14 protein-coding genes and 1 tRNA gene are annotated in these 19,262 nt (G+C 41.7%); 12 read left to right on the forward strand and 3 right to left on the reverse strand.

Annotated elements, in window-relative coordinates; genetic code table 11:
- Positions 1–132: 132 nt before the first annotated feature.
- From guaB to rimI, 5 genes are all read left to right on the forward strand, one after another.
- Entirely contained in the window at positions 133–1,602 is a 1,470-nt protein-coding gene (gene guaB, locus L1266_RS06155; RefSeq protein ID WP_054551225.1) for an IMP dehydrogenase, read from the forward strand.
- Positions 1,603–1,702: 100 nt separating this feature from the next.
- The gene (gene guaA, locus L1266_RS06160; RefSeq protein ID WP_054551226.1) at positions 1,703–3,280 is read left to right on the forward strand and encodes a glutamine-hydrolyzing GMP synthase; all 1,578 of its coding nucleotides are present in this window, start codon (positions 1,703–1,705) and stop codon (positions 3,278–3,280) included.
- Between the two features lie 146 nt (positions 3,281–3,426).
- Positions 3,427–3,503, forward strand: a tRNA-Trp gene (locus tag L1266_RS06165).
- Between the two features lie 68 nt (positions 3,504–3,571).
- Complete coding sequence (locus L1266_RS06170) at positions 3,572–3,874, forward strand: hypothetical protein (protein WP_175080297.1); 303 nt, start codon at positions 3,572–3,574, stop codon at positions 3,872–3,874.
- Positions 3,861–4,307: a ribosomal protein S18-alanine N-acetyltransferase gene (gene rimI, locus L1266_RS06175; protein WP_187490236.1), complete on the forward strand. Its 447-nt coding sequence runs from the start codon at positions 3,861–3,863 to the stop codon at positions 4,305–4,307. The genes L1266_RS06170 and rimI overlap by 14 nt, the downstream gene beginning before the upstream one ends.
- Here rimI and L1266_RS06180 read toward each other — a convergent pair.
- Positions 4,304–6,958: a hybrid sensor histidine kinase/response regulator gene (locus L1266_RS06180; RefSeq protein ID WP_235377096.1), complete on the reverse strand. Its 2,655-nt coding sequence runs from the start codon at positions 6,956–6,958 to the stop codon at positions 4,304–4,306. The genes rimI and L1266_RS06180 overlap by 4 nt on opposite strands.
- Positions 6,959–7,209: 251 nt before the next feature.
- Between L1266_RS06180 and prfC the strand changes: the two genes are divergently transcribed.
- From prfC to L1266_RS06200, 4 genes are all read left to right on the forward strand, one after another.
- Entirely contained in the window at positions 7,210–8,793 is a 1,584-nt protein-coding gene (gene prfC / locus L1266_RS06185; protein ID WP_235377097.1) for a peptide chain release factor 3, read from the forward strand.
- A 61-nt stretch (positions 8,794–8,854) separates the two neighbouring features.
- Complete coding sequence (gene argS, locus L1266_RS06190; protein ID WP_138599630.1) at positions 8,855–10,597, forward strand: arginine--tRNA ligase; 1,743 nt, start codon at positions 8,855–8,857, stop codon at positions 10,595–10,597.
- 355 nt (positions 10,598–10,952) lie between these two features.
- The gene (gene pdxH, locus L1266_RS06195) at positions 10,953–11,591 is read left to right on the forward strand and encodes a pyridoxamine 5'-phosphate oxidase (RefSeq protein ID WP_055020972.1); all 639 of its coding nucleotides are present in this window, start codon (positions 10,953–10,955) and stop codon (positions 11,589–11,591) included.
- On the forward strand, positions 11,592–12,365 hold the full coding sequence (locus L1266_RS06200) for a TatD family hydrolase (protein WP_235377098.1): 774 nt from the start codon (positions 11,592–11,594) through the stop codon (positions 12,363–12,365). It abuts the gene before it with no gap.
- On the opposite strand, the gene L1266_RS06205 is transcribed toward L1266_RS06200, so the two are convergent.
- Entirely contained in the window at positions 12,332–12,952 is a 621-nt protein-coding gene (locus L1266_RS06205; protein WP_054551236.1) for an AhpA/YtjB family protein, read from the reverse strand. The two genes, L1266_RS06200 and L1266_RS06205, sit on opposite strands and share 34 nt — an antisense overlap.
- Positions 12,953–13,077: 125 nt before the next feature.
- Between L1266_RS06205 and serB the strand changes: the two genes are divergently transcribed.
- Positions 13,078–14,097, forward strand: coding sequence for a phosphoserine phosphatase SerB (gene serB / locus L1266_RS06210; protein ID WP_235377099.1), 1,020 nt, complete (start codon positions 13,078–13,080; stop codon positions 14,095–14,097).
- Here the strand turns inward: serB and L1266_RS06215 are convergent.
- The gene (locus L1266_RS06215; RefSeq protein ID WP_138619822.1) at positions 14,080–16,560 is read right to left on the reverse strand and encodes a PilZ domain-containing protein; all 2,481 of its coding nucleotides are present in this window, start codon (positions 16,558–16,560) and stop codon (positions 14,080–14,082) included. The two genes, serB and L1266_RS06215, sit on opposite strands and share 18 nt — an antisense overlap.
- A gap of 326 nt (positions 16,561–16,886) precedes the next feature.
- On the opposite strand from L1266_RS06215, the gene radA reads away from it, so the two are divergent.
- The gene (gene radA / locus L1266_RS06220; RefSeq protein WP_054551239.1) at positions 16,887–18,272 is read left to right on the forward strand and encodes a DNA repair protein RadA; all 1,386 of its coding nucleotides are present in this window, start codon (positions 16,887–16,889) and stop codon (positions 18,270–18,272) included.
- Between the two features lie 41 nt (positions 18,273–18,313).
- The gene (locus tag L1266_RS06225; RefSeq protein ID WP_138619821.1) at positions 18,314–19,246 is read left to right on the forward strand and encodes a hypothetical protein; all 933 of its coding nucleotides are present in this window, start codon (positions 18,314–18,316) and stop codon (positions 19,244–19,246) included.
- Positions 19,247–19,262: the final 16 nt, after the last annotated feature.

Genomic DNA, 19,262 nt, shown 5'->3' on the forward strand with positions numbered 1-19,262 from the left:
AAAACCCCAGTAAAAAATTCTCTGCGTACTTTAACACAAATAAATGAATAATTTTATTTACTCATGCTCATAACGCTGATAAAATTTGGCCGCAATTCCTTATACTCAGATCCACATGTGAGAAGTTGCACTATGCTAAGAATCGCTAAAGAAGCTCTTACCTTTGACGACGTACTTTTAGTACCAGGTCATTCTACTGTTTTGCCACACACGGCAAATATTTCAACTCGCTTAACGCGTGGTATCAATCTTAACTTGCCGCTAGTTTCAGCATCTATGGATACTGTAACAGAAGCACGCTTAGCGATTGCTCTAGCGCAAGAAGGCGGTTTAGGTTTCATCCACAAAAACATGACAATCGAAGAGCAGGCTAAAAACGTTCGTAAAGTTAAAACTTACGAAGCGGGCATTGTTTCTTTCCCTGTTACTGTGACTGCGGATCTTACAATTGCTGATGCTATCGCGCTTTCAGAAGACAAAGGTTTTTCAGGTTTCCCTGTAACCGACGCTGACAATAACCTTGTTGGTATTGTAACAAGCCGTGATATGCGTTTTGAAACGAAACTTGAGCAACCTGTTTCTACAGTAATGACGAAAAAAGAATCGTTAGTGACTGTTAAAGAAGGTGCAGACCGTGATGAAATCTTAGGTCTAATGCACGAGCACCGTATCGAAAAAATTCTCGTAGTTGATGATGCATTTAAACTAAAAGGCATGATCACTGTAAAAGACTATCAAAAAGCACAAGATAAGCCGCATGCATGTAAAGACGAGCAAGGTCGTTTACGTGTAGGTGCAGCTGTTGGTGTTGGCGCAGGTACTGATGAGCGTATCGCAGCCCTAGTTGAAGCAGGTGTTGACGTATTACTTATCGATACATCACATGGCCACTCACAAGGTGTTATCGACCGTGTTGCACAAACACGTCAAGCATACCCAGACCTACAAATCGTAGCAGGTAACGTTGCAACAGCTGAAGGCGCGATTGCCCTTGCTGATGCGGGTGTTGATGCTGTTAAAGTTGGTATCGGCCCTGGTTCTATCTGTACTACTCGTATCGTAACAGGGTGTGGTGTTCCACAAATTACTGCTATTTCTGACGCAGTTGAAGGCTTAAAAGGCCGTGATATTCCTGTTATTGCTGACGGTGGTATTCGTTTCTCTGGTGACATCGTAAAAGCACTTGTTGCCGGTGCATCATGTGTAATGGTGGGTTCAATGTTAGCCGGTACTGAAGAAGCACCGGGTGAAGTTGAGCTATACCAAGGTCGTTACTACAAATCATACCGTGGTATGGGTAGCCTTGGTGCGATGGACCAAAAAGAAGGTTCATCAGACCGTTACTTCCAAAAATCGAACGAAGCAGACAAACTTGTTCCTGAAGGTATCGAAGGCCGTGTTGCTTATAAAGGTCCTATCGCGACAATCATCCACCAACAAGTGGGTGGTCTACGCAGTGCAATGGGCTTAACAGGCTGTGCAACAATTGAAGAGTTAAATACTAAACCTCAATTTGTTCGCGTTACTTCAGCGGGTATGGGTGAGTCACACGTTCACGACGTGCAAATCACTAAAGAAGCGCCAAACTACCGCTTAGGTTAATTACCTTAAGGTATTGAAATTACATGGGCTAGCATCTGCTAGCCCTAATTTATTGATCATCTCCCTTTGGGAGAGCAGTTCCTGACTAACGAGATACTCCATGAGCAAAGACATTCACGATTCACGAATTCTCATTTTAGATTTTGGTTCGCAATACACACAGTTAATCGCACGTCGTATACGTGAGATTGGTGTTTACTGTGAGCTATGGGCATGGGATGTAACTGAAGAGCAAATCCGCGAATTTAATCCACAAGGTATTATTTTGTCGGGTGGCCCTGAGTCTACAACACTTGAAAACAGCCCACGTGCTCCTGAGTATGTATTTAACGCAGGCGTTCCAGTACTTGGTATTTGTTACGGCATGCAAACAATGGCAACGCAACTAGGTGGTAGCGTTCACAGCTCTGATAAGAAAGAGTTTGGTTATGCGCAAGTTGAAAAAGTAGGTAACTGTGCGTTATTCGATGCTATCGAAGACCACATTACTGACGGCGGTGCAGGCGTACTAGACGTTTGGATGAGCCATGGCGATAAAGTGATGGAAGTACCAGAGACTTTCAAAACAACGGCTAAAACTTCAACATGTCCACATGCGGCAATGTCTTGGGAAGAAAAACGTTTTTACGGCGTACAGTTCCACCCAGAAGTAACTCATACTCACCAAGGTTTACGCTTACTTGAGCGCTTCGCGATTGATATCTGTGGCTGTGAAAAGCTATGGACACCAGCAAAAATCATCGACGATGCGATTGAGCGTATCAAGGAAACTGTAGGTGATGACGAAGTTATCTTAGGTTTATCAGGTGGTGTTGATTCATCTGTTGTTGCCATGCTTATTCACCGTGCAATCGGCGACAAGCTAACGTGTGTATTCGTTGATAACGGTCTTCTTCGTTTAAACGAAGGTCAGCAAGTTATGGATATGTTCGGCAACAAGTTTGGCCTAAACATTGTTAAAGTAGATGCTGAAGATCAATTCTTAGCAGACTTAGCAGGTAAGTCAGACCCAGAAGATAAGCGTAAAGCGATTGGTCATACCTTCATTAAAGTTTTTGACGAGCAAGCTAAAAAGCTGAAAAGTGCTAAATGGTTAGGTCAAGGTACTATCTACCCAGACGTAATCGAATCTGCTGCATCAGCAACAGGTAAAGCACATGTAATCAAGTCTCACCACAACGTAGGTGGTTTACCAGACGATATGGAAATGGGTCTTGTTGAGCCTTTACGTGAGCTATTCAAAGATGAAGTACGTAAAATTGGTCTTGAGCTTGGCCTACCTTACGACATGCTTTACCGTCATCCATTCCCGGGTCCTGGTTTAGGTGTTCGTGTTCTTGGTGAAATCAAGAAAGAGTACTGTGACTTACTACGTCGCGCAGACGCTATCTTCATTGAAGAGCTACACAAAGCAGAGCTTTACCACAAAGTAAGCCAAGCCTTCACGGTATTCTTACCAGTTAAATCGGTAGGTGTAATGGGTGATGCGCGTAAATACGACTGGGTTGTATCGTTACGTTGTGTAGAAACAATCGACTTTATGACAGCACGTTGGTCACATTTACCTTATGAGTTCTTAGGTGTGGTTTCTAACCGTATCATCAACGAAATCGATGGGATCTCACGTGTTGTTTACGATATTTCAGGTAAGCCACCGGCAACAATCGAGTGGGAATAATTTTATTATTCTGACCTGAATTGGTACAAAAACGGCGAATTAGCTTGCTAATTCGTCGTTTTGTTTATTTAAGAAGCAGTTAAACTAAAAACTGTGTTTTTTTACTTTACCTTTGAAAAAAGCTCTATATAATTCGTCGTCATTGCAGGGGCGTAGTTCCAATTGGTAGAACAGCGGTCTCCAAAACCGACGGTTGGGAGTTCGAATCTCTCCGCCCCTGCCATTTCTTCCTTCTTTACTTTAATCGCAAATCTTCCTATATTACTTGCTCTTAATCATGATTGAGTTGTTATGAATCCAAGTTACGCTGCGATATTCTCTGTACAATCTTTAGAGTTAAATCAACACTATCGAACTGCGCCTGATACTTCTGGCGAACAGATACCAAACACTCAACAAGAAACTCTGACGCTACCGTTACAGTTTCACCAAGACCTCGAAAAGGCATTTGCGCCGTTAGTTATTACTCAAATCGTTAAAACAGCAAATATTAGCTGGCAAGAGGGCTGCTTAGGCTTACCAAGCGATAAGCTGAATGGCGAACAGAAAAAACAACTTTGGTCTTTAATCGGTGAACAACTTGATAAGCTTTAAACCTGTAGATGCAACCTATATTAGCCAGTTAATGGCTATCGAAAACGCCTGCCATAGTCACCCTTGGACAGAGAAAACCATGCTGTCGTGTTTAGCTGGGCGTTATTTTAACCTGGCCGCTTTTCAAGGTGATGAGATGCTAGGTTTTTATATTGGTGAACAAGCGGGTCCAGATTACACTTTAATGGATATTTGTGTTGCGCCGAATTACCAAGGGCAGGGCATTGCTAAGAAGTTGTTAAATGCCTTTATTGAGCACGGCGAGCAGCACCAAGCCGAAAACCTATTTTTAGAAGTGCGTGAGTCTAATGCACCCGCTATTGGCCTGTATGAAAGTGCTGGCTTTTCACATATGTCGGTGCGCAAGAACTACTATCCAACCGCGACAGGCAACGAAGACGCTATTTTGATGGGGATGAGCTTTAGTCTTTAAGATGCTTCTTCAAGGGCATTGATAAGTGCATCGTAGCATTGCTCTACCTGATCAGTTTGATTACTGCGTAGCGCATTTTCAAGCTGACCCGCAGTCTTGTGAATAGCTTCAAAACTAAAACATCCCGCACTGCCTTTTAAGCTGTGTGCTAATGAACGTAGCGCCTCCCATTCTTTAGCACGATACAACTGCACGACTTGGCTTAAATAATCAGGTAGTTTTGAGCGATAGTTGTCGTTAATTTGTTGGAACTTCTCACTTTTTAGTAAGTTTTCCCACTTGTTTTGACTGTCTTTTTCGATATGCAAGTAGCTTACAAGCACTTGCTCTAGAGCATCTTTGTCGATTGGTTTGGCGAGTGCTTCATCACAGCCCGCTTCAATGTAGGTGTCAACATCGGTTTTCATTACATTGGCCGTAAGCGCAATGATAGGGCCATCATAGGCTGCGTGACGTAGCATTTGCGTTGCTTCTAAGCCACCCATTACTGGCATCTGCATATCCATGATGATCAGCTGATAATCATTAACTAATGCCATTTCTACTGCTTCAGCACCGTTTTTCGCGATGTCTGGCTCAAGCCCCCAAGTTTGTAACAGCAGTTTTATTAGCAACTGGTTATCTGGGTTATCTTCGGCCACTAGTATATTGGCATCAAAGCTATTCGCTGCGAATGAAAGCTGAACGTCTTTACTTGGCGATAGTTGCTCATAGCTATGAATAAAGGCCTCGTACTTAAGCTGTTCGGCATTTAAGTGAGCAGCAACTTGTACGGTAAAACAACTGCCGTTTCCAGGTTCACTAATAAGCTGTACATCACCGCCTAGCAACTGGGCTAAGTTCTTTGAAATACACAAACCAAGACCTGTACCGCCAAAGCGGCGAGTTGTCGTCGCATCGGCTTGTTCAAACGGTTTGAATACCCTTTCAACCTCACGCTCTGACATACCAATACCTGTGTCTTGAATCGCAAACTCTAAATGTTGTTTATTGCTGTTGTAGCTAATATCAATCGAGATGCTGCCTTTCTCAGTGAACTTAACTGCGTTGCTGGCAATATTGATCAAGATTTGTTTTAAACGTGTGGTATCGCTATTAATGGTTTTGGGTACTGGTAGTTGGTAGTTAATATTAAATGTAAGTTGTTTTTCATTAGCCAGTGGGCGAATAATTGAATCAATATCATGTATAAGCTGCACTACATTACATGGTCCGCGTTCAACGGCGAGTTTTTCAGCTTCTATTTTTGATAAATCAAGAATGTTGTTAATAAGCTCAAGCAAGTGCTTAGAGTTACGTAAAATAGTGCTTAAATGCTGTTCATCATTTACCGCATCTTTGTTGTGCAGAAGTTGCTCTGTAAAGCCCATAATTGCGGTAAGTGGAGTACGAATTTCATGACTCATATTCGCTAAAAAGCGGCTTTTAAGTTGGTTTGCTTGTTCAGCTTGCGCAATGGCTACTTCTAGCTTGCTGTTCATTGCTTCGAGTGCTTTCGTTCTGCTCTCTACTTTTTCTTCTAGGTGATGTTTATATTCTTCAAGCTCGTCTTGGTAATGACGAATTTGGTTCACCATGTGATTAAAATCGTTGAAAAGCACGCCTACTTCATCGTTTGTGTGGGCTGGCAAGTACACAGATAAATCACCATCACCAACCCGATGACTTGCCGCACCTAATAGTTCAACTGGGGTCAGCAGTAAGTTGCGTACCACAATATAGATAAGAATAGGCAGCGAAATCACAGAAATAATAACTATAAGTGCTGTGATTAAACTAATGGCTTTACCTGACTGGTAAAGTAAATCTTTAGGGGTGGTTGAGATCAAATAATCGCCATCAGTCATTTCAACTGCGTAAATTATGCGCTCTTCTTTATCAATACTTGAAAGTTCGATATTGGCAAGTTTGCCGTAGTTAGCGAGTTGTTTAATTTGCTCAAGCTCATATTCACTTAAATAATTGCCGCGTAAGTCATAGTCGGAGCTAAATAAAATCTGCCCCTTAGTCGTTAAAAATAAATTTAGCGTGTTATTAAATGGTGCTTCTAGAATACTAGCATTCAATATTGATGGTTCTACATGCACAACAATAAACCCCAGTTGCTGCGGCTGTTTTAAGTAGTAATCAATATTATAAATGGGGTGCACAAAGTAGAGGCTAGTAGAGCCATCTTCTTTGGGGATCATGAATTGTTGCTGGCGTAAATTCGATTGTAGCACTTGCTCAAAAAACGGGTAACTTTTAGGTGCTGGAGTTAATTGACTTGAATAAAATGCATCGCTTTTACCGTCTGGGGCAACATAATTAATGCTAACAATATCTGGGTAAGCTTCTGAATAGCTTGCAAATACATTCATCAACTCGCCAAGACGTTCAATGTATTGGTTTTTTGAGTCAGGCTCGCGGGCTAAAAAGTCTGCTAATACAGGAGAGGTTGAGAGTAGCTTAGTAATCGAGTGAAATGAGTCAATGTAATTAAAGATTTTTTGTTGCTGTTGCTCAACAAAGCGACTGACAATAAGTTCAGCTTGTTTTTTTGTTGAATTGGTCACATTTGTTAATGTAAAGCCACCTAAAAACAACAAAGGTAAGATCACTAATGGTGTGATATACCACAATAATCGAATACTGAGCTTACTGGTTTTCATGACCTAAATTGACATCCCTCCGTGCAATTTATCAATAGTATGCGTTACAACTTGATTACACAAGCCTAGCAAAAAAGTGAACAACGAAAATACCCAACTAAAAGGGAGTAATTACTCGCAATCGCTGCTTTTTTGGCTAAGACAAACAAGGTATAATGCTCGGCAATTCTATTTTATTTTTACAGTGCGCACCGAGCTTTATAATTTATAAGGCAGTTAAGTGCGCTTTGTTATGACTAAAAGCAGCTTACATGTCTAATTTAACTACCGAAATTAATAAACGACGCACCTTTGCGATCATCTCGCACCCGGATGCGGGTAAAACCACGATTACAGAAAAAGTTCTGTTATTCGGACAAGCGATTCAAAAAGCGGGTACCGTAAAGGGTCGTGGCTCAAACCAGCACGCAAAATCAGACTGGATGGAAATGGAAAAAGAACGTGGTATCTCGGTAACTACGTCTGTTATGCAATTTCCTTACAATGAGCGTCTAGTTAACTTACTTGATACTCCGGGACACGAAGACTTCTCTGAAGATACTTATCGTACACTGACTGCGGTTGACTCATGCCTAATGGTCATCGACGCAGCGAAAGGTGTTGAGGATCGTACTCGTAAATTAATGGAAGTAACACGCTTACGTACCACACCTATCGTAACTTTCATGAATAAGTGTGACCGTGATATTCGTGATCCAATGGAGTTATTAGACGAAGTTGAAACTGAGCTAAACATTGCCTGTGCGCCGGTAACTTGGCCGATTGGTTGTGGTAAAGAGTTTAAAGGTGTGTATCACATCCACCGTGAAGAAACGATTTTGTATAGCACAGGTCAAGGCCACACAATTCAAGAAGTTCGCGTTATCAAAGGTTTAGATAATCCTGAGCTTGATACTGCGATTGGTAGCGAACTTGCTGAGCAGCTTCGTGAAGAGCTAGAGTTAGTAATTGGTGCATCACACGAGTTTGATTTAGATTTGTTCTTAGCGGGCGAACTATCACCAGTCTACTTTGGTACAGCACTTGGTAACTTTGGTGTTGACCATGTTCTTGATGGCTTAACTGAGTGGGCTCCTGCGCCATTACCACGCGAAACAGAAGACCGCCAAGTTGCGGCAACTGAAGATAACTTCTCTGGTTTCGTATTTAAAATCCAAGCGAACATGGACCCTAAACACCGTGACCGTATCGCCTTTATGCGTATTGTATCTGGTAAATATAGCCAAGGTATGAAGATGAACCATGTGCGTATTGGTAAGCAAGTGAGTATTTCTGATGCGGTAACCTTTATGGCTGGTGATCGTGAGCGAGCGCAAGATGCTTACGCAGGTGACATCATTGGTTTACATAACCACGGTACAATTCAAATTGGTGATACCTTCACGCAAGGTGAAAAAATGAAGTTTGGTGGTATTCCTAACTTCGCGCCAGAATTATTCCGTCGTATTCGCTTAAAAGATCCATTAAAACAAAAGCAATTATTAAAAGGCTTAGTTCAGCTATCTGAAGAAGGTGCTGTGCAAGTATTTAGACCGCTTATCAATAACGACCTAATCGTTGGTGCGGTCGGTGTACTACAGTTTGACGTAGTTGTTGCGCGCTTAAAAGCAGAATACAACGTTGATGCGATTTACGAAGGTGTGAGTGTTAACACTGCACGTTGGGTAAGCTCAGAAGATACCAAAAAGCTTGAAGAGTTTAAGCGTAAGTGCGAAAGCAACTTAGCGCTTGATGGTGGCGATAACCTTACTTATATCGCGCCAAGCCGTGTAAACCTAAACTTGTCGATGGAACGCTATCCAGACATCAAGTTTAACCACACGCGCGAAAACTAATACGCTAAGTCTGCTTCAAATTTAAGTGCCCGTACAGCGGGCCATAAAGGTAAAAATTACAATGAATATTCGTACTCTTTTAATCGACAAAGCAATTGCTGCTATGGTTGCAGCAGGGTTACCTGAAGACACTAATCCAGCGGTAACACAAAGCACACGTCCACAGTTTGGTGATTACCAAATCAATGGCGCAATGGGCGCGGCTAAAAAATTAAAATCAAACCCGCGTGAACTTGCGCAAAAAATTATTGATAACCTAGACCTTGCAGATATCGCAGAAAAAACAGAAATCGCGGGTCCTGGTTTTATCAACATTCACTTAAAGCCTGAGTTTTTATCAGCTAGCTTAAAAGCAGCAAACGAAGACGAAAAGCTAGCAGTTGCGCCACATGCAACAGCACAAAAAGTAGTTGTTGATTACTCATCACCTAACCTTGCTAAAGAAATGCACGTAGGTCATTTACGTTCAACCATCATTGGTGATGCGGTTGTTCGTGCCCTTGAGTTCCGTGGTGATGAAGTTGTTCGTCAAAACCACATGGGTGACTGGGGGACTCAGTTTGGTATGTTAATCGCGCACTTAGAAGATCAAATCAACCAAGGTGTAGACTTAGAGTCTGTAGCGCTGGCCGATCTTGAAACCTTCTACCGTGATGCGAAAAAACGCTTTGATGATGAAGAAGGGTTTGCCGACAAAGCCCGTAATTACGTTGTTAAATTACAAAGCGGCGACGCACACTGCGAAAAGCTGTGGAAGTTATTCATTGCCACTTCTGTAAAGCATTCTGAAGAAGTTTATAAGCGTCTAAACGTAACACTTACGCAAGATGACATCATGGCAGAAAGTGCTTACAACAGTGAACTTGCAAACATCATCGCACTATTGAAAGACAAAAATATTGCCGTTGAGTCTGATGGCGCACAAGTCGTGTTCTTAGATGAGCTTGCTAACAAAGACGGCGAGCCTTCAGTGTTTATCGTACAGAAATCAGGTGGTGGTTTCTTATATGCAACAACTGACTTAGCTGCTTGTGATTACCGCTCAAATAAACTGGGTGCTGATCGCATCTTAATCTTTGTAGATGCACGTCAAAGCTTACACTTCAATCAAGTTGAGCTAACCGCACGTAAAGCAGGTTTATTACGTGATGAAACAAGTTATGAGTTCTGCCCATTCGGCACCATGATGGGTGAAGACGGTAAGCCATTCAAAACACGTACTGGCGGTACCGTTAAGCTTGCTGATTTACTTGAAGAGTCAATCACTCGTGCAGCCGCTAAACTAGCTGAGCGTGAGTCAGACTTAAGCGACGAAGAGCGTAGCGAAATTGCCCGTAAAGTAGGTATTGGCGCAGTAAAATATGCGGATCTTTCTAAGCACCGTACTAGCGACTATATCTTCAACTGGGACACAATGCTGAGCTTTGAAGGTGCGACAGCGCCTTACTTACAATATGCATATACACGTGTTCGCAGTATCTTCCGTAAATCAGGTATTGATGCGGCGTCATTAACAGCAGACGTTGCAATCAACGAGCCGCAAGAAAAAGCGCTGGCACTTAAACTTCTTCAGCTAGAAGAAGTACTCGATCTAATGATCAGCGAAGCGACACCGCACGTATTATGTGGATACCTATACGAACTAGCAAGCCTATACATGACGTTCTACGAAGCATGCCCAGTTCTAAAAGAAGGCGTAGAGCCAAGTGTTCGTGACAGCCGTTTAGTACTGTGTAATTTGGTTGCGAAGACACTGAAATCAGGATTGGATCTTTTAGGTATCGAAGTAATGGAGCAAATGTAATCTGCTTCGTGTAGTTCGCTTTGACTGCTTTGTCGTGCTTTTTTAACCGAAGTCACATACAAAACACGTATGCTCCTTGGTATAAAAAAGCACTTCGCCTTGTCAGCACTCCTACAATTGCAGAACATTTAAGAACTCGTAGGGATAAGTCGGTTTTCCGCCTTGTCTTAGGCTAAACTACTTAGGTGAATTCTGCTTCGTAGGTTGGGTAGAGCGCAGCGAAACCCAACAAAATTGACAGCTCAACAACCTTGATTAATCTTTAGCTGATAGCTGATAGCTGATAGCTGATAGCTGATAGCTGATAGCTGATAGCTGATAGCTGATAGCTGATAGTAGCGATAGAGGGAATTTTATGAAACTTGAAGATATTCGCCGTGAATATTTACAGGATGGTTTATCTGAAGACATGCTTGATGCATCTCCAATCAAGCAGTTTGAGAAATGGCTTGAGCAAGCTGTTGCAACTAATTTGCCTGATCCTACGGCGATGGTCGTTGCAACGGTTGATGAGCATGGTCAGCCTTCGCAGCGTATTGTGCTGTTAAAGCATCTTGATGAAAATGGCTTTGTGTTTTTTACTAATACCGGCTCGCGCAAAGCGCAGGAGCTAAAAGGTAATAACAAAATTTCTCTGCATTTCCCATGGCACCACATGGAGCGACAAGTCATAGTCTACGGCGAGGCTAAACCCTTACCAACAACTGCTGTGGCTAAGTACTTTTTATCGCGTCCTAAAGAAAGCCAGTTAGCTGCATGGGCTTCTCAGCAAAGTCGTCCTGTGTCATCACGTAAGGTATTAATGGAAACATTTGCGAAAATGAAGCAAAAGTTTTCTGAGGGTGAAATTCCATTGCCTGATTTTTGGGGAGGCTATTGTGTTGAGCCTACTAAAATTGAATTTTGGCAAGGCGGAGCACACCGCTTACATGACCGCTTTATGTATCAACGCCAAGCCGATGGTAGTTGGCAGTTTGGTCGCTTAAATCCGTAAATGCGTTTTATCGATTCCCACTGTCACCTTGATTTTAGCGAATTTGATGAGATTCGCACAGAGCTCATCACAGCATGCAAGCAAGTAGGGATCGAGCATTTCATTGTGCCGGGTGTGAGCTTGGCACAATCGACAAAACTATTATCGTTTACTAAATCAGAGCCAAGTATTTCAGTGGCTTTAGGTTTACATCCTTATTTTTTATCTGATCACCAAACTCATCATCTCGCTGAACTAGAGCAATTAGCGAAAACCCATTCAGGGCGGTTTATTGCCATCGGTGAGTGCGGCCTTGATCGAAGCATCGATAACCTCGATAAACAAACGCAGTTATTTGAAGGACAGATAGAGCTTGCCAACCAACTTGCTTTACCACTTATTGTGCATCACAGGCAAAGCCATGATTTAATTGCTCGCTCATTTAAGCGCTGCAAACCAAAGTTTGGCGGGGTAATTCATGCCTTTTCTGGCTCAGAACAACAAGCTCAGAGTTATATAAAACAAGGATTTAAACTTGGTGTTGGTGGTGTGATAAGTTACCCGCGTGCTGCTAAAACTCGTAAAGTTATCAGCTTAATTGAGCTGCAGCATTTAGTGCTTGAAACCGACTCGCCATCAATGCCGCTGGCAGGTTTTCAAGGGCAGGTTAATACGCCGCTAAAGGTGCGCGATGTATTTACTCATTTATGTGAGCTTAAAAGCGCGACAGGCGATGCAAAGCTGCAACTAGCTGCAGAACTCTACGATTCTTGCTCTGAACTTTTCTTGATATAACGATTTATTTGCCAAAGCTTCAAGCCTCGACCTAATTGCCAAGTGAATATACAGGTGATCACCAGCATTAATAACACTTGTCGCCCTAAGTCATGGAAATTACTGTGGCTGGTTGCAATCGAAGCCTGTGTTAAATAGGTTATCGATACAAATCCAATTGGCCTTTCATTATCACTTATCACAGGCTCTACAAATGGGGTTTTAAGCTTACTTATACCGGGGGTTGAATCGGGTAATAAACCAAAGGTGTGGTGGCTTTGCCAATTATCACTGGCAGCAATTTGAATACCTTGCTGATCGTAAATAGTTGCCGCTAACACATACTCATCTTCAGCAATGTGATTACACAACGCATTTAATTCAGGTTTATTTTTTTCTTGTAGCGGCGTTTTGGCATTCAGTGCCATAAACTTGGTTAAGCTTATCGCTGTGCTATCAGCGCTATCATAAAGTAATTGGTGGCTTTGAAAGCTACTATTCATGGCAACCCAACTTAACAGCACAAAACAGGCTGTAGCCAAGCTTAAGCGCACAACACGTTGGCGATAAGTGGCTGAAAAGGGAATTTTAAGTTGGTTATTTTTCATAGTCACCGTATACGTTACTGACAGCATTTAATTTTGATGGTACAACATGATAACTTTAACAGCCCCTTGAGTGCGAGTGCCAAAAGCACTTCCAAGGACAGACATAAGTCTAATGTGGAGCCACTATGTCACAGCTTAGCTTAGCTGCTACACCTTCAGCAAATTTAGCTGAACAAATCAGCCTAAATTGCTGGTATAAAATTGAAAATAAACACCTTATTACAACAGACTTTACGCCAAAAGCAAATCAAGGCGTGTTCAGTATTGCTTTTGGTAATGAGCTTAATGCTGAGCAATTACTTGCGATTAGTGATTTTTTAGCGGCGCAAGGGTTTAGTAATTTATCGCTTTGTTGTTACCAGCCAGTCGCAGACATGCCTGTAGCGTGGGGCTTTCATAGCGAAACAACAACAGTACTTAGTCCACTAGCATTAGTGGAATTTGCAAAGCAATTGGGTATTCAATTGGTGCAATTAACGGATCCGCCAACGGTAAATGAACCAGGCTTATTGCTGATGGATATGGACTCAACAGCTATTACTATTGAATGTATCGACGAAATTGCGCGCCTAGCCGATGTTTATGACGAAGTTGCAGCGGTGACCGCGCAAGCTATGGCTGGTCAACTAGATTTTGCACAAAGCTTAAAGCAGCGTGTTGCTAAGCTTGAAGGTATTGATGGTGACTTAATTGATGGCTTAAAAGCGCGTTTACCGCTGATGCCGGGGGTGAGTGAATTATGCCAATACCTAAAAGCGCATAATTGGCATTTAGCAATTGCATCAGGTGGCTTTGTGCCTTTTGCAGAGCAAGTGCAGTCACTGCTTGATTTAGATGAAGTGCATGCGAATACCCTTGAATTCAAAGATAATCGTTTAACAGGCAAGGTCATAGGCACGATAGTTGATGCTGAGGAAAAAGCCCGTGTACTTAAACGAATCGAACAAAGGCTTACCTTAAATAACCGCCAAACTGTTGCCATGGGTGATGGAGCAAACGACTTAAAAATGATGGCTGCTGCAGGGCTTGGTGTTGCTGTGCACGGTAAACAGAAAGTAGTTGAGCAAGCACAAACAGCAATTAATGAAGGCTCATTACTACAAGTTGCCTACTTGCTTGGCCTACCATTAGATTACTCGCTTTAACCATGTTGCTTTGCGTTTACTCATTTCATTGATCAACCTTTGGTCAATATCAAAATGGGTAAGCGCTTCGTCGGTAATATCAATTATATCGCCTACGCCAGCTACTGCCCATAGCGCTTCTTCAAGATCTTTTGCTTTATGTAATGCGTACTGACTAATATATTTCAATTCATTCGCCAAATAATCAATATCAGGCCGCCCTGTGCGAGAAATGTACAGCCTGAAAATATATACTAAATCGCTTTTTAGTGCTTTTTTTACAAACAAGGTTTGTGGTTTATAGTCATCTTCACTAATACAACGACTAGTAATGGCATCGCTTATAACGGTTTTACGTGGGTCAAAGCGAACAAATAAAGTGAATGGTAACGGTGGGTCTTGGCGACTACGGTCTTTGATCAGCGGTGTGATCACTTCTGTAATTTGATCTGTCGATAAGAAACCATCGATACTAGTTGTTTCATTTAACAATCCAAAATTTTGTAATAAAACATGCAGTGGGCTTGGGTATAAGCCTTGGCCAATAGCGCCGGTTTTAAAATGCGCTGCTTCTTTATGTAAATAAAACGGAAACTGGCATACGCTTTTAGTCACCATATTTCTTAGTGCAGTAGATAGCCCTGGAATTTTAGGGGATTCTTCACAAACACGTAGCTTGTCTTTGTTGTTATCAATTAATACCGTGAAAAACTTAATTGCCATATGCGGTAAGTCAGTAATTCGATGCACTTTTAAATTCACGGTCGTCAGTGACTTACTCACCGCCATGACTTCATAAGCAAGGTTTGTTAAATCATGCTTTTTGGTGATTTTTTGCAATTCAGGCAAGTTTAATTTAATGATATCGCCTTTTTTGAACTCAACAGGCTGGTCGAACTCAATTTGTAAGCCCATCACAGATAAGTCACGGGTATGGCCTGTAATAGTTTGCTCATGGTGTTCTACACTTACAGCTGTTTTGTATAAATAGCGTTTATGAGCACGAAGGTTCACATACTCAAGCGCCACAGGCTCTAAATGAGGGGGCGTTTTATGCTTACTGTGACCAAACTGTTTAAGTTGGTTTACCGCATCTTTATTGTAATCAAGCTGTTGGTACGTTTGTTGTTCAAACTTAGTACCGATTGAGGTCAAAATAAGTAGATATTTAACATCTTTGATCAACCCTTGCACACGAGGTGTCGGTGGCTTATTTAGTTTTTCGATGTTTTTACCAGCACTGCTTGGTAGCGACAGTGGAATATACGAATCTTCCGGATGGCTTGGCATCAACTGAAGCTTAAAGCATTGCCAGCTATCTTTCTGGCTACCAAATCCTAAAAATAAATTTTTTAAGTTTGGTTGGCTATCAAGCTCAGATCGAGTTGCAGAATAATAATAAATTTTCCCGGCAACGGTATGAGTAAAAGTATATAAATACTCTTCTTTAACAGCTTCTGGAGAGCTTAGTAAGTCTCCTAATCGTTGTTGATTGATGATGCTGTACAGGCAAGACAACTTACGCTCATCACAAAAATAGCGTTGAATAAAAATATTATTTTCTGTGGTTAGCGCAAGGCTAGGATATAGCTTATCACCCTGTAGGCTTAAAAAGGTATAAAGTGAGGTAACACGAGGGATATAGTATTGCTCGTAGCCTTTTGAAACAACAGCATCTAAGGTGTTGTCGAGATTAACCTTATAGCGACGTTTATTGCCATGGATAAAGCTTTCTAGAAACTCATCAAATTTTTCATTATTTTCAATAAAGGTACGCTTTAGGCGTATATGGTTATATTCACGAGAAACTTTCTCTACCGCTACGATCTCATATTGAATACCGTTTTTTAAACCAAGCTCAAAATCTTGCTCTAAGCCAACTAAGCGAAGACCTATTAACTGACCTTTTTTAACTTGATAACGTGGAGCTAGTTTTATTTTAGCGCCGCTCAGAGAAATATCAGACGTTGATGCTGCAACTTTGTTGTCTTTATCGAGTTCAACGGTGATTTTAATTGAGTAATTCATCCGCTCTTCGCGGCGACTCTCGTATGATGCAAACTTAATAACCTTAGCTGGCTGCTCTGTAGCGGCACTATCGTCAGCTAAAGCCTGCTCAGCGGCTTTTTTCTGCATTACCCGGTGATTGTTTTCGGTGTTCATTACCGCTTCGTAAACAGCAAGAGTATAACCACCGTGGCGTTTTATAGCATCTTCGAACACTTCAATGGCGGTATCGTCCATAAAGTGTTGTTTGCCATCATATTCGTAGGGTTTGACTTGACCAGTTACTTGACCACGTAAATCAATAAAGCGAGCTACTGGCTGAGATAAGCGTGACATTTCCATTTTAATCAAAAACTGCTCTGGCTTCGTTAAGCTAGCTGTCTTTGATTTAAATAGTTTGTCAAACTTAGGAGTGCCTAAATGCGCCTTTAGCTCTTCAACTAGGCTCTCATATTTAAGCAAAATGTCTTCAGCCATTTATAAAACCATCACCGTCTATCTAAAAAAGTAGGTATACTTGCAGGCAGTACATTATTAAAACTTGAGTAATCGCTACTTTTTTATTGTATTAGTTATTGTTATAAGTACCTGCCAAATAAATGGCAAGATTTGTAAAGTTTTATTTATAAGCAAAAAATGTGCCTTAAAGCACTTTTTATTGCGCTTATAGCTGTGTAAAAAAGCCGAACAGATTTAAGTTCAAAGGCTTCAGCTCATAAAACTACTATACATGAAATATTTAGCTAGTCAGTTTTTTAAGTTACTAATTAGTCAAAATAGAATAATTCAATAGGTAAGGCCGAATGGCAAAATCAGCAAAAATCGAATTTGTTTGCACTGAGTGCGGCATGAACTATCAGCGCTGGCAAGGGCAGTGTAAGTGCGGTGCATGGAATACACTTGCAGAATTTAAACCATCGGCAGGGCAATCAAAGCAAGCGGCAAGTCGTGCTGCAGTGGCAGGCTATGCCGGTATCGCAAGCGGTGGCTCAAAGAAAATCAACGAAGTTGCAACCACCGAGGCAGAAAAACGCCTTACCGAAATCGGTGAGTTAGACAGAGTATTAAGCGGTGGTGTAACGACAGGTTCCGTCAACATTATCTCAGGCGACCCTGGTGCCGGTAAAACGACTTTGTTGTCTGATTTAGTTGCACGTATGTCAAAGCTGATGCCGTCTTTATACTGTACAGCGGAAGAGTCTTTATCTCAGTTTAAAAACCGAGTGAATCGCTTGCGCTTAGATTATAACGAAGATGAGCTTTATTTGCTTTCTGAAACCAGTGTTGAAGCAATCATTGAAGAACTCGATAAAAACAAAATTAAATTTGCAGTTATCGATTCAATTCAGGCAGTGGTGACAGAAACGGCAAATGGTAGTCCAGGTTCACCGTCACAGGTAAAAAGTGCAGCTCAAGCATTAACGCAATACTGTAAGCAAAACGATGTAACTATGTTCATCATTGCCCATGTAAACAAAAATAACGAAATTGCTGGGCCGCAAACACTGGTACATATAGTTGATGCCTTACTGCATATTGATACTAACGATGGGCAAGTCAGAACATTGCGTGCCAATAAAAACCGTTTTGGTGATATCGACACAGTGGGTATTTTCAGAATGTGTGAACGCGGAATGCTGAGCGTTGATAACCCGAGCGAAATCTTTTTATCTGGTTCAAGCACAGAATCCCCAGGCTCAGCCATTACCTGTATACGTAAAGGTAACCGTAACTTACTACTCGAAATTCAATGTTTAACTACAGAAACCGAAGCTGAGTTTCCACAGCGGGTATGTGTTGGTTTGAACATGAACCGTATTAAGATGCTCACGGGAATTTTACGTAAACACACAAAGACAAAAATCTTTCACGACACCTTTTTTAATATTGTCGGTGGCTTAAAGATCGATGAGTCAGAGACTTGTATCGATTTAGCATTGGTTGCAGCATTATTAAGCAGCTTGAACGAATTTGTTGTACCACGCACTACCTGTATTATGGGCGAACTTAGTTTAAATGGTGATGTAAGACCAATCGACAGCGGCGTACCTCGAGTGAAGGAGGCTGCGCAACACGGCTTTACAGAGATTTTTATTCCGCATCGCAATTACCATAAATCAATGGAAGGGCTTGGCGCTAAGATCACGCCAGTGAAAACCGTGCATGAACTATTGTCGTTAATCAACTAATGATACACTGCTAAAAATTTACACCAATTAAAGGAAATAAAATGAAAAAGTTAATTATAGCAGCGGTTGTTGCTGCGGCTGTTGGCGGTGCGTTTTACGCAAACTACGCAGCTACACAGGAAGTAAAAAAGGTCGTTGATCAGCAAATAAGTGCATTATCAGCGCAAAGTGGTGTAGATATTACTTACAATGATATTTCAGCAAATGTATTTGCTAGCAGCATGCAGCTTTCAGGGATTAAGGTACAAAGCTATACTGGTGATGAGATGATTGCCACAATCGACAATATTGAAGTGACAGGATATGAAGTCGATGCAGTGCCGCCTCACACTGGATTTGTAATGAAGAGCTTTCGTTTTAGTGATGACTTTTTAGCGCAACTTCCTGAAAATGCGAACAATAAGTTAGCATCTGCAAGCTATGACGTAAATTCATCGCTAGATTATGATAAAGACACTGGTAGCAGTGATTTTGCTTTAAACGTTATTGCAAACCAAGTTGCTGATGTGCGTTTTAACTTAGGCCTTGCCAACTCAACGCCATTAATGGAAGCATCAATGGCAATAAGTAAAATGCAAAATGAAGCGCAAGGTGCAGAGCTGACTTTAGAGCAACAACTGCAACAGCAATCAAAAATGATGGCTGCAATGACTCAACTTGAGCCACGTAGCATTAATATGTCGATCGCCGACGAAGGTGAGCTTAAAGCAGTTGTTGACAGTTTTTTAGAAGCACAAGGTATGAGCCACGAGCAGTTCCAACAGACAGTTGCCATGCAGTTACAACAGGCGCCAGTAAGTGAAGAGCTAGCAGCTGCTATCACAAACTTCGTAAGTGGATTGTCTGAATTAACTGTGTCAGCAAGCTTACCTGAAGGAAAAACCATGATGGAGATAAACCAACAGATTATGGCGTTAATGGGGCAGCCAGAAGAATTAGCTAGCTACATTAATTTACAAGCAAGCGGTAAATAAACCTCTGTTAAATTAT

The sequence above is a fragment of the Pseudoalteromonas sp. Cn5-37 genome (assembly GCF_021532495.1).
GTDB classification, from domain to species: domain Bacteria; phylum Pseudomonadota; class Gammaproteobacteria; order Enterobacterales; family Alteromonadaceae; genus Pseudoalteromonas; species Pseudoalteromonas simplex.

Coding starts and splice junctions, on each gene's coding strand:
- L1266_RS06200 (WP_235377098.1), top strand. CDS start 11,592: ATGCGTTTTATCGATTCCCACTGTCACCTTGATTTTAGCGAATTTGAT.
- pdxH (WP_055020972.1), top strand. CDS start 10,953: ATGAAACTTGAAGATATTCGCCGTGAATATTTACAGGATGGTTTATCT.
- L1266_RS06170 (WP_175080297.1), top strand. CDS start 3,572: ATGAATCCAAGTTACGCTGCGATATTCTCTGTACAATCTTTAGAGTTA.
- radA (WP_054551239.1), top strand. CDS start 16,887: ATGGCAAAATCAGCAAAAATCGAATTTGTTTGCACTGAGTGCGGCATG.
- serB (WP_235377099.1), top strand. CDS start 13,078: ATGTCACAGCTTAGCTTAGCTGCTACACCTTCAGCAAATTTAGCTGAA.
- argS (WP_138599630.1), top strand. CDS start 8,855: ATGAATATTCGTACTCTTTTAATCGACAAAGCAATTGCTGCTATGGTT.
- L1266_RS06215 (WP_138619822.1), bottom strand. CDS start 16,560: ATGGCTGAAGACATTTTGCTTAAATATGAGAGCCTAGTTGAAGAGCTA.
- L1266_RS06180 (WP_235377096.1), bottom strand. CDS start 6,958: ATGAAAACCAGTAAGCTCAGTATTCGATTATTGTGGTATATCACACCA.
- L1266_RS06205 (WP_054551236.1), bottom strand. CDS start 12,952: ATGAAAAATAACCAACTTAAAATTCCCTTTTCAGCCACTTATCGCCAA.
- L1266_RS06225 (WP_138619821.1), top strand. CDS start 18,314: ATGAAAAAGTTAATTATAGCAGCGGTTGTTGCTGCGGCTGTTGGCGGT.
- prfC (WP_235377097.1), top strand. CDS start 7,210: ATGTCTAATTTAACTACCGAAATTAATAAACGACGCACCTTTGCGATC.
- guaA (WP_054551226.1), top strand. CDS start 1,703: ATGAGCAAAGACATTCACGATTCACGAATTCTCATTTTAGATTTTGGT.
- guaB (WP_054551225.1), top strand. CDS start 133: ATGCTAAGAATCGCTAAAGAAGCTCTTACCTTTGACGACGTACTTTTA.